Below are 10,822 nucleotides of genomic sequence, written 5' to 3' on the forward strand. Positions count from 1 at the left end.
AGGCGAGTTCTGGTCGGTACTTTCCGGCTCTGCCAATGGCTAAACCATGGGTAGGTCGACGCCGCGTTCCCGCGCGCAGGCAATGGCGTCTTCGTAGCCCGCGTCGGCGTGGCGCACCACTCCCATCCCCGGGTCGCCGGTCAACACCCGGTCCAGACGTTCGCCGGCCTCGGCGCTGCCGTCCGCCACGACCACCTGGCCAGCGTGCAGCGAGTAGCCGATGCCCACTCCCCCACCGTGGTGCACAGAGACCCAGGTGGCGCCGTTGACGGCGTTGAGCAGGGCATTGAGAATCGGCCAGTCGCCGATTGCATCGGAGCCGTCGCGCATGCCTTCCGTTTCGCGGTTGGGCGAAGCGACGGAACCACAGTCCAAATGGTCGCGGCCGATCACGATCGGTGCCTTGACCTTGCCCGAAGCCACCAGCTCATTGAACACCGCTCCAGCTTTCGCCCGCTCGCCGTAACCCAGCCAGCAGATGCGCGACGGCAGCCCCTGGAAGGCGACCCGCTCCCGCGCCATGTGGATCCAGCGGTGGAGCGCCCGGTCCTCCGGAAAGGTCTCCAGGATGGCCTGGTCGGTAATCGCCAGGTCTTCCTCGTCACCGGACAGCACCACCCAGCGGAAGGGTCCCTTGCCTTCGCAGAACAGCGGCCGGATGAAGCGCGGCACGAAACCTTCAAAGTCGAAGGCGTTCTCCACTCCGGCGGTCAGCGCCTGGCCGCGCAAATTGTTGCCGTAGTCGAAGGTGACGGCGCCGCGCTCCTGCAGGGCGAGCATCGCCCGCACGTGGTCTGCCATGGTCGCCATGGAGCGCTCGACATAACCCTCCGGGTCGGCCTTGCGCAGCTCTTGGGCTGCGTCAAAGGACAGATCCCTCGGGTAGTAGCCGACCAGCGCATCGTGTGCCGAGGTCTGGTCCGTCAAGGCATCCGGCGTCACGCCGTGGGCCAACAGGTGTTCCAGCAGATCGACGGCGTTGGCCTCGACGGCGATGGAAATGGCCCGTTTGGCTTCTTTCGCCGCTAGCGCGCGGGCCACGCCGTCTTCGATCGACTCCGCCACCTCGTCCAGGTAGCGGGTTTCGAGGCGCCGATCGATACGGCTGCGGTCCACCTCCGCTACCAGGCAGACGCCCTCATTCATCGTCACCGCCAGGGGCTGGGCGCCGCCCATTCCGCCGAGGCCGGCGGTCACCGTCAAGGTTCCCGCCAGGGTGCCGCCGAAACTCTGCCGGGCGCACTCCGCCAGGGTTTCGAAAGTGCCTTGCAGAATCCCCTGGGTACCGATGTAGATCCACGAACCGGCGGTCATCTGGCCGTACATGGTCAGGCCGAGCCCTTCGAGGCGCCGGAACTCATCCACCGTCGCCCAGTGGGGTACCAGCATCGAGTTGGCGATCAGCACCCGGGGTGCGTCGCGGTGGGTACGGAACACCGCCACCGGCTTGCCCGACTGCACCAGCATGGTTTCGTCGCATCCCAGTCGGCGGAGGGTGGCGACGAGGGCGTCGAAGCTCTCCCAATCGCGCGCCGCCTTGCCGGAACCGCCGTACACCACCAGATCCTCCGGCCGCTCGGCGACCTCCGGATCGAGGTTGTTCATCAACATCCGCAGGGCGGCCTCTTGCTGCCAGCCGAGACAGGTGATTTCCGTGCCGCGCGGGGCGCGGATCACCCGCGGTCCGCGGGTGGCGATGGGCTCCGGTGCTGTTGTCGTGCTCATAGTCTCCGATTCTACCCGCCCTCGATACCTGAGGGATCCTGCGTCGTCACGCGACCGAGCCCGCGAGAGTTCGACGGCGGCGCAGCCGCTGTAGATGGGTGGGCCCGAACGATCTCGTTCGGGCGAGGGGGCGCTGAGCCCCCTGAGAATCAATAGTAGCCGCTGTGGAAAGTACGGTTGTAGGACTTTCCACAGCGGCTACTCGTCTATACCGTAGCGTTTCATTTTGGCGGTAAGGCCGTTGCGTGAGAGGCCGAGGAGCCTGGCCGCCTGGGTCTTGTTGCCGCCGGTCTGCTTCATCGCTTCGCGAATCGCGACCTCCTCGGTGGTGGCGACCAGGCGATCCAGATTGAGATCCGACAGGTCCGCCGCGGAGGGTGGCGAAACGGCGCTCAGACGCACCTTCTCCGGCAGTAGATTGAAATCCACCGGTTGCCCCGGCGGACAGAGGTAGACGAGCTGGCGGGTGATGTTCTCCAACTCCTTGAGGTTGCCCGGATAGTCGTAGGCCAGAAGAGCCGCCTTGGCCTTGACGGTGATACCTTGCATGCGCTTGCCGGTTTCGTGGCAGAACTGGTTGATGAAGGACTGGATCAGGAGCGGCAGATCCTCCCGGCGATCGCGCACCGCGGGCACGTCGATCGCAACCTGCGACAGCCGGTAGGCGAGATCGATCCGGAACTGATCGCGCGCCACGAAGGGTTCCAGCGGCCCGCCGCTGCACGCCACCAGCCGAACTTCCACCTGCACCGTCTCCCGGCTTCCCGCCGGTTCGATCGCGCCGGTGCGGAGAAAGCGCACCAGCCGGCCCTGGAGTTCCAGCGGCAAGGCCTCGACGTTGTCGAGCATCAGGGTGCCGCCGTCGGCCAGGAGCAGTTTGCCCTCGCGCCGCACCGGGCCGCTCTTGCCGGCGATCTCGGCGCCGAACAGGTCCGCCTCGATTTGGCTCGCCGAGGCGCCGTCGCAGGTGGCCGAAACCAGCGGACCATCGCGGTGGGAGCTGGAGATGTGCAGGGTACGCACCAGGGCCTCTTTGCCGACCCCCGATTCACCTCGCAGCAGCACGTGCACCGGCGGATCGATGGCGCCGCGCAATTCCAACAACACCTGCTTCATGGGCGCTGACTCTCCGGCCAGCAGGCTGGAGTCGAGGGTGAGGTCCGGCTGCTCCCGCCGGCCGGGCAGGATCGGTTCGTACCAGCCGACGTGGTGCACCAGGCCGAGGATGATCAGATCGCCGAGGCCGCGCAGAGCGGACACCGGGCTCCACTCGGCGGGATCGAAGTCCGGAATGGCGAAGACCAGCGTGTAGCTGCGCTCGACGGCGAGAAAGGAATGAGCGCAGATCCAGGCCGGGCGTCCGCCGAGGGCGCCGGAGAAGGAGGGAGCGTTCGATTCACTGTCGGCCTGGTGGTCCAGCACCTGACTCACCAGCTCTTCACCTTGGGTGAGCCAATGGTCGTCGCTCGCCACCAGCAGCTTGATGCCGCCGTCGGCGAGTTCGCCGTGGACCAGGATCACCACGCCGCCGCCAAAATCCACCAGCAGGTCCTTGACCAGCGAGTCCAGGGTGACCCGGCTTTCGACGTCTTCGAGCACCCACTCACTCAACCGGGCGAGATGCTCGACCATCCGCTCAGCGGAAATCTCCCGTTCCCTTGTTTCCCTCTCGACCGGATCCGGTTCGGCCTCGGCGGCCACATTCTCGCCAGCTTCCGGCTGGACGTTCTCGACCAGCAAGGTGGCGCTGCCAAGGCGAATCTCTTCGAGTTCCCGGAGCGGTGCCTGGCGCACTCGCTCGCCGTCCACGAGAACGCCGCGGCGCGAACCCAAGTCCTCGATCACCAGCCCGTCGCCCTCGGTCCGCAGGCGCGCGTGCTGCTGCGCCACTCCGGTATACGGCAACTGGATATCGCAGCCCTCGTCGCTCCCCAAAAGCATCTCCGAACGGGAGATCGGGAAGCGCTGCACTCCGTCCGGAGCGAATACCACCAGCCGATACATCAGGCCAGGTCTCCCAGCAGGGGGTCGAGGTCCGGCCCGCGGAGAAGATCTTCCGCGGCGGCCAGGTCCGGTGCCATCTCACGGTCTTCGTCCCAGCGCTCGACGCGTTGTCGCACCAACCGGTGGAGGCTCTCCAGAGGCTCACTCGAACGCAACGGGCGGAGCAGATCGATGCCCTGCGCGGCGGACACCAGCTCGATCGCCAGCACTTTGCGGGCATTGTCCACCGCTTGCCGCGCCTTGAGAGCCGCCCACATACCCATCGAAACGTGGTCCTCTTTGTCCGCCGAAGTCGGGATGGAATCCACCGACGCGGGATGGCAGAGGGTCTTGTTTTCGCTCACCAACGCCGCCGCCGTCACCTGAGCGATCATGAAGCCCGAATTGAGACCGGCGTCGCGTACCAGAAACGGCGGCAGGCCGGAAAAGGCGGTGTTGGTGAGCTTTTCTGTCCGCCGCTCGCTGATCGAGGCCAGCTCCGTCACCGCCATCGCCAGCACGTCGGCCGCCATGGCCATCGGAGCGCCGTGGAAATTGCCGCCGGAAATGATCTCGCCCGCCGCCTCGTCGTCCGCTGCAAAGACCAGCGGATTGTCGGTCACCGAGTTCATCTCGATCTCGACCTTGGCGGCGATATCCGCCAGCAGATCCCGCGCCGCGCCGTGGACCTGCGGCATGCAGCGGACACTGTAGGGATCCTGCACCCGGAGATCGCTCTCGCCACGGTGCGATTCGCGAATCTCCGAGCCGGCGAGCAGCCGCCACAGGTTGCCGGCGCTCGCTCCCTGGCCGGGATGCGGGCGGAGGGCGTGAATCCTCGCATCGAAGGCGGAATCCGTTCCCCGCAGGGCATCCGTTGCCAGGGCACCCACCAGGTCCGCGATGCGCGCCAGCCGGCGGGCGTCGAGCACCGCCAGGGCGAGCAGCGAGGTCATCGCCTGGGTGCCGTTGATCAGCGCCAGGCCCTCCTTGGGACCCAGATCGAGGGGCTCCAGACCGGCCAGCCGCAGGCCCTCGCTGGCGGGCATCGGCGCAGAGTCCGGCCCACCCACGGCACGCTCGCCGAGATGCACCTGGCCGCGGCCGATGATCGGTAGTGCCAGGTGCGAAAGGGGCGCCAGATCGCCACTGGCTCCCACCGAGCCCCGGCTCGGCACCGTCGGCAGGATGTCCTTGTCCAGCAAGGTCAGGAGCGATTCCACCACCCGCGGCCGAATGCCGGAATTGCCCTGCGCCAGGGTGCTCGAGCGCAGCAGCAACATGCCGCGTATCGCCTCGTCGGGCAGCGCCTCGCCGATACCGGCCGCGTGGCTCAACAGCAGCCGGGCCTGCAGGCTGGAGAGCTGCTCCGAAGGAATACGCACCCGCGCTAGATCTCCGAAACCGGTGTTCACGCCGTACACCGCGCCCCCACCCGCAGCCGCCCGCCCGATCACCCGGCAGGCACGTTCCATCGCCGTGCGGGCGTCGTCGCCGAGCCGGCAGCCCTCGCCATCCCGAACGATGGCGGCAAAGTCCTCTAAGCGGAGCCCATGTCCGGTGATTTCCAGCAACTTCGACCCTCCATCGCGAAGAAAAGACGCCAGTCCAAAGCCCTTTCCGGTGCTCGGTAACCCTTCATCTGCCGCCTGGTGCGCTCGCGTGCTCGTTGAGATTCGAGTATATGCACTCGTCTCCTCGTCGGTCCATTGCCGACCCGGTCCCACCTCGCGCGGACAAGTTGTTATCCTGCCGACCTTTCGAAGGTTCTCAGCGCAACCTGCCTCAATCGATGAACACACCTACCACCGCCGCTCGCCATTTCGCGAAGATCACCCGCTGCCCGTACACCGGCGCGGCCCTCGAAGCCGTGTCGCGGCAGCGGCTGCTCGAACTCCTCACCCCTCGGGGGGCGGAGCGGCTTCCGGCGGAGGCCGATTCGGCGCTGGTGACCCGCGGCGGTGAGCTGGCCTTTCCGGTGGCCGGCCGCACCGCCTGCTTTCTGGAAAGCGACGCCCTGCCCTTGAGGCAAGGCGCGGATATGCCGGCTGCTCCCTCATCCGGCGAGGTGCGGGAAGCGGTACGTAGCTGGTACGACGATTTCGGCTGGCAGCGGACGGATTCTGGAGAACTGGGCGACACCGGCCTCTTCTCCCAACAGGGCGCCGCCGGGCACGGCCTGTACGAGATGAGTTCCCACCTGCGAATCCTCGATCACCTCCCCGGTGGCACCTATTTGCTCGATGCCGCCAGCGGCGCCCTCGCTCATCCGGAATATCGGGCGTACTCGTGGTTCTATGACTACCGTGTGTGCGTGGACCTTTCCATCACCGCCCTCGGCGAGGTCTCCGCCCGCCTCGGCGACCACGGCCTCTGCCTGCGGGCCGACATGAAGCGCCTGCCTTTCCCGGACGGCCTGTTCCAGGGCGCCGTCTCGGGCTACACGCTGCAGCACATCGACGCCGCGGATCAGGAAGCTGCCCTGGCGGAATTGGTGCGGGTACTCGCCGGTGGTTCCAGCCTTTCGATCCTGACCAACGTCGCTCCGGGACCGGCCGGCCGGCTGCTCCATGGGCTGCTGCGGCGCTGGCCCGGTGGAGATGCCCAAAGCGACAGCACAGCGGAGAAGGTGCAGCCGCCGTCGACCCTCTACTGCCACCTCCGGCCCACCGCCTGGTGGCGCCGCGCCGGACGACGGGCCGGCGGTCGGGTGTTTCTACGAACCCTCCGCTTGCTGCGCAAGGACGAATTCGAGAAGGTCTTCGGTTCCTCGACTCCGGCGGCGCGGCGGCTCGGCTTCCTCGAACGGCTGTTCCCGCGGCTGCTGCGGCCCTTTGCCGAGTATCTTTGGGTGCGCATCGACAAGTCGCGGTAGTCTCCTGCCGCATCGCGCCAAGGCGCTGGTATCCTCCCCGCCGTGACCGATCAACAACCGCCATCGCAACTTCAGAACGACCGCCTCCTGCGCGTCTTCCGCGGCGAATCGGTCGACCGCCCTCCGGTGTGGATTATGCGCCAGGCGGGCCGCTACCTGCCGGAATATCGGGCCATCCGCCAGCGGGTGGACTTCCTCACCCTCTGCAAGACCCCGGACCTCGCCGCCGAGGTGACGGTGCAGCCGATCGACATTCTCGGCGTGGACGCGGCGATCCTGTTCGCCGACATCCTTCTTCCCCTCGAAGCGATGGGCGCGGAACTGAAATTCGTCAAGGGCGACGGCCCCACGTTTCCGGATCCGGTGCGCCGTCGGGAAGACCTCTCCCGCCTGCGGGCGCCCTCCGTGGAGGGCACCCTCGGCTACGTGTTCGATGCCCTGCGGGCGGTGCGCCGGGCACTCGCCGGCCGGGTGCCGGTGCTCGGCTTCGGCGGCACCCCCTGGACCCTCGCCGCCTACCTGGTGGAGGGCAGCGGTTCCAAGCAGTATCCCCACCTCCTCGAATGGAGCTACCGCGACCCGGCGGGCCTGGGCCAACTGCTGGAACGCATTGCCGAAGTCTCGACGGAGTACCTCCTCGGCCAGGTCGAGGCCGGTGCCGATGCCCTTCAGCTTTTCGACAGTTGGGGCGGGCTGCTCTCCGCCGGGCGCTGGCGGCAGGTGGCTATGCCGCCACTGGCCCGCATCATCGAGGGATTGCGGGCTCAGGCTCCGGCTACTCCGCTGATCTACTATGTGCAGGGCGGCAGCCATCTGCTGGAGGCGGCGCGGCAACTGCCGGTGGACGGCATCTCGGTGGATTGGCGCCTGCCCTTGGCGGAGGCCCGGTCCCTGATCGGTCCGGACAAGGTGATCCAGGGCAACCTGGACCCGGCGGCGCTCCTGGGTCCGGTCCCACACATCGAATCCCTCGCCCGCGACCTGGTCGAGGCCGGCCGCGGCACCCGGCACATCGTCAATCTCGGCCACGGCATCATCAAATCGACGCCCGTCGAGCACGCCCAGGCCTTCGTGCGAGCCGTCCAGGGCACTTCCTCCGGAGGCTGAGTTGAGCGGCCCTTCGCGATGGCAGAGCGCCGGCTCCGGCCTGCTCCTCGTCGGTGCGCTGTGGGCACTCGCTTGCGGGCGCGAGGGGTCGCCCCCACCGCCGGCTTACCAAAATCTCCTGGTGGTGATGATCGACACCCTGCGCAGCGATCACCTGCCGAGCTACGGCTACGAGCGCGACACAGCGCCGTTTCTCCATCGACTGGCCGCGGAGGGTGTGCAGCTCCAGGGGTATTCGGCATCCTCCTGGACTCGGCCCTCCGTCGCCACCCTGTTGACCGGCCTCCACCCGGAGCGACACCAGGCCATCGCTCGCAGCGACGGCCTGCCGGTGGCCGCCCCCTATTTGCCCGCTCTGCTCAAGGAACACGGCTTCTCCACCGCGGCCTACGTCGGCAACATGAACGTCGGCCGGAAGTGGGGCTTCGACCGTGGCTTCGACGCCTTTCGGCAGTCAAGAGGCGCCCGTAAGGTGGACGCCGCGCGGGTCACCGATTGGGCGCTCGCCCTGGCCAACGAAACCACCGGCCGCTACTTTCTCTACGCCCACTACATCGACCCGCACGACCCCTACCAGCCACGCCGGCCCTGGGGCGCCCGAGAGAATGTTCCGCGCGCTTCCCTGCTCCAGCCGGACCGGTTCGATCACGGTCGTCCCTTCAGCGCTCAGGATCTCGCCCGTCTGCGCGACGCCTACGACGGCGAAATCCGGGAGATGGACCGCGAGATCGAGCGCCTGTTCGAGGGACTGCGCTCCTCCGGCAGGCTGGAGGGTACCCTGGTACTGATCACCTCTGACCACGGCGAAGAATTTGGCGAGCACGGCGGCTTGAAGCACGGTCGCACCCTCTACGAGGAGGTGCTGCGGGTGCCCTTCATCCTGTGGGCCTCGCCGGCCCTCGGACCACGAAGCACCGACCATCCATTCCATCAGGTCGATTTCCTGCCCACCGTCCTGGCCGCCCTCGGGGTGAGGGCGCCGGAGGCCCTCGACGGGGAGGACCGTTGGGCGCAGGTCATCGATTCCCAGGCGAGGGATACCGGGCCTCTCCGCTTTCACCTCGATCTCGATCAACGCGGAGCGCTGGCCCTCTTCGAGCCTCCTTGGAAATTGATCCATCGCACGCAGGCGCCGCATGACGAACTGTTCGACCTCGCCCGAGACCCGGCCGAGGAGAACGGTTGGAACGTGCTGGACGAACGCGGAAAGAACCTCCGTCGCCAGCTCTTGGACGGCTACAACGCACTTTCCGCCGACGCCTTTGGCCGCAAGATCGAGGTGATGGACGACGAGCTACGCGAGGGCTTGGCCGCCCTCGGCTACCTGCAGATCGACACTCCCGAGGAGGAGCTCCGGGAGCGCCAGCTACCGCCGAATCTCCACCCCCGCCGGGGCTTGGCGCAGGCGCCGGCCGCGCCCGCCGAGGAAGGTCGGTAGACTCGTCGCCATGGCCGCTTCTGAGCAAGTTCCCTCGGACAAGAAGGTCCGCGGATTCGCCCGATCCTTCGTGCTCCTCACCGCCCTGCTGCTGGCGAGCCTGTCGTGCCGGCCGGCAGACAACGAACTGTGGGTCCTTTGGTGGAACGTCGAGAACCTCTTCGACACCGTCGACGATCCGACCCGCGACGACGACTTCACCCCTGAGGGCCGGCTGGCCTGGACCGAAAAGCGCCTGCGCGCCAAGTTCGACTCACTCGCCCTGACGGTAAGGGATCTCCCGGCGCTACCGCCTCTCGTGGCGCTCTGTGAGGTCGAGCACAAGGATCTGGTGGAAACCCTCTTCCACCAGATCCTGGAACGTCCCGACTATCGGGTCACGGCCTTCGAGTCGCCGGACGAACGAGGCATCGACGTCGCCCTCGCCTGGGATCCCGCCCATCTGCGGCAGATCGACGCCCGACCGGTCGCTATCGCCCTCGAAGGCGACACCACCCGCGACATTCTGGCCGCCACCTTCGAACGGACCGAATCGGGCGATCGCCTCTACGTCTTCGCCAACCACTGGCCCTCGCGGCGGAACCCGCCGGAGGTCCGCATGCAGGTGGCTCAGGTGCTACGGCGAGAGATCGACCTGCTCCTGGAGAACGACCCGGTCGCCGACATCCTGGTACTCGGGGACCTCAATGACGAACCCGAGGATCCATCGGTCACTGAAGGCCTGCGGGCCTTCACCGAGCGCCAGGCGACGGCCGCACAGCCCGGTGCCCTGTTCAATTTGTGGGGGCTGAGCAAGGTACCCGGCACCTACGTCTACCGCGACGATTGGAACCGCCTAGACCACATCATCGTCTCGCCGGGCCTGCTCGACCGCCAAGGCTATGGACTTCCCCGCCGCGGCGGCTTCCGCGTGCTCCGCAGCGACCGCCTGCTGCGCGAAGGGGAACCTTTTAGAACCTACTCCCGAGGAAAGCACCAGGGCGGCCCCAGCGACCACCTGCCGCTCCTGGTGCGGCTACGGGAATACTGAACGCGTTAGTGGTGCCCGTTGAGCTTTTCCTTTTGGGAGACGGGCGTCTGCTCCGTCCTGGGTCGCGCGCCATCCCGAGCGCTCTGAACCACGTTCGATAGGTCATCGATCAGCCCGTGGACGTACTTCATCCACTGGCTCTGAGTGTCCGTCCATTCGTCGCCCCACTCTTCGATGAGGTCGCGGAAGAGATGTGCGGTAATTTTCAGGCTGGCTTCGGTCAGTTCTTCAGGGGGGTGTCGAGGTGGCGAGGGTTCTTGCCGACGATCAGAAGAAAGGTAATTTTCCGTCGTTGTCATTGCGCCTCCCATCCGATGATTTTCACGATCTCGTCACGAACGTTCGTGACTGCCTACCGCATGGGTTCGACGAGATGGAAACCGGTCTCAGGGCCCATGCCGGTAGCGCGTATACCTCCTTAGACGACAGGCAAAGAGTTTTTCTTTATTACTACAAAGTGCGCGCAACCCTTTCTACGGATCACTTCGCTGAGGTATTCCGGTAGATCGGAAGCGTTCTCGTACTCTCTAGGGGGAACCGCCGACGACGACAAAGCCCGCCCAGAAGAAAGGATCCGAGAGATTGCCTTTTTCGAAGAACATCTCGAGCTGCGCCATCTGTAGAGCGTTTTCGGGGGAGGCCCCCTCACCCAGGTGTTTGTAGA

General features: G+C 66.6%; 8 protein-coding genes. 4 read left to right on the forward strand and 4 right to left on the reverse strand.

Annotation, left to right across the window (positions count from 1 at the left end; genetic code table 11):
* Positions 1-39 precede the first annotated feature (39 nt).
* The 3 genes from hutU to hutH form a co-directional block, all read right to left on the reverse strand.
* The gene (gene hutU, locus AAF481_16280; protein MEM7482733.1) at positions 40-1,725 is read right to left on the reverse strand and encodes a urocanate hydratase; all 1,686 of its coding nucleotides are present in this window, start codon (positions 1,723-1,725) and stop codon (positions 40-42) included.
* Between the two features lie 198 nt (positions 1,726-1,923).
* Positions 1,924-3,729: a sigma 54-interacting transcriptional regulator gene (locus AAF481_16285; protein ID MEM7482734.1), complete on the reverse strand. Its 1,806-nt coding sequence runs from the start codon at positions 3,727-3,729 to the stop codon at positions 1,924-1,926.
* Positions 3,729-5,282, reverse strand: coding sequence for a histidine ammonia-lyase (hutH, locus tag AAF481_16290; protein MEM7482735.1), 1,554 nt, complete (start codon positions 5,280-5,282; stop codon positions 3,729-3,731). The genes AAF481_16285 and hutH overlap by 1 nt, the downstream gene beginning before the upstream one ends.
* 218 nt (positions 5,283-5,500) lie before the next feature.
* On the opposite strand from hutH, the gene AAF481_16295 reads away from it, so the two are divergent.
* The 4 genes from AAF481_16295 to AAF481_16310 are packed head-to-tail and all read left to right on the forward strand — an operon-like array spanning position 5,501 to position 10,158.
* Complete coding sequence (locus tag AAF481_16295) at positions 5,501-6,583, forward strand: class I SAM-dependent methyltransferase (protein MEM7482736.1); 1,083 nt, start codon at positions 5,501-5,503, stop codon at positions 6,581-6,583.
* A gap of 42 nt (positions 6,584-6,625) precedes the next feature.
* Positions 6,626-7,690 carry a uroporphyrinogen decarboxylase gene (gene hemE, locus AAF481_16300; GenBank protein ID MEM7482737.1) on the forward strand — a complete coding sequence of 355 codons (1,065 nt, stop codon included), beginning with the start codon at positions 6,626-6,628 and terminating at the stop codon, positions 7,688-7,690.
* A 1-nt stretch (position 7,691) separates the two neighbouring features.
* Positions 7,692-9,128 (forward strand): sulfatase, encoded by a 1,437-nt coding sequence (locus tag AAF481_16305; GenBank protein MEM7482738.1) that lies wholly within the window; start codon positions 7,692-7,694, stop codon positions 9,126-9,128.
* Between the two features lie 10 nt (positions 9,129-9,138).
* Positions 9,139-10,158, forward strand: a complete 1,020-nt coding sequence (locus tag AAF481_16310; GenBank protein ID MEM7482739.1) for an endonuclease/exonuclease/phosphatase family protein — start codon at positions 9,139-9,141, stop codon at positions 10,156-10,158.
* 5 nt (positions 10,159-10,163) lie between these two features.
* Here AAF481_16310 and AAF481_16315 read toward each other — a convergent pair whose 3' ends face one another.
* Positions 10,164-10,457: a hypothetical protein gene (locus AAF481_16315; GenBank protein ID MEM7482740.1), complete on the reverse strand. Its 294-nt coding sequence runs from the start codon at positions 10,455-10,457 to the stop codon at positions 10,164-10,166.
* Positions 10,458-10,822 lie beyond the last annotated feature (365 nt).

This window comes from Acidobacteriota bacterium, assembly GCA_039030395.1.
Lineage (GTDB): Bacteria > Acidobacteriota > Thermoanaerobaculia > Multivoradales > JBCCEF01 > JBCCEF01.

What these genes read in the sequence shown, in the direction of transcription:
- hutU (MEM7482733.1), bottom strand. Translation starts at nt 1,725, where the DNA reads ATGAGCACGACAACAGCACCGGAGCCCATCGCCACCCGCGGACCGCGG.
- AAF481_16285 (MEM7482734.1), bottom strand. Translation starts at nt 3,729, where the DNA reads ATGTATCGGCTGGTGGTATTCGCTCCGGACGGAGTGCAGCGCTTCCCG.
- AAF481_16295 (MEM7482736.1), top strand. Translation starts at nt 5,501, where the DNA reads ATGAACACACCTACCACCGCCGCTCGCCATTTCGCGAAGATCACCCGC.
- AAF481_16310 (MEM7482739.1), top strand. Translation starts at nt 9,139, where the DNA reads ATGGCCGCTTCTGAGCAAGTTCCCTCGGACAAGAAGGTCCGCGGATTC.
- AAF481_16315 (MEM7482740.1), bottom strand. Translation starts at nt 10,457, where the DNA reads ATGACAACGACGGAAAATTACCTTTCTTCTGATCGTCGGCAAGAACCC.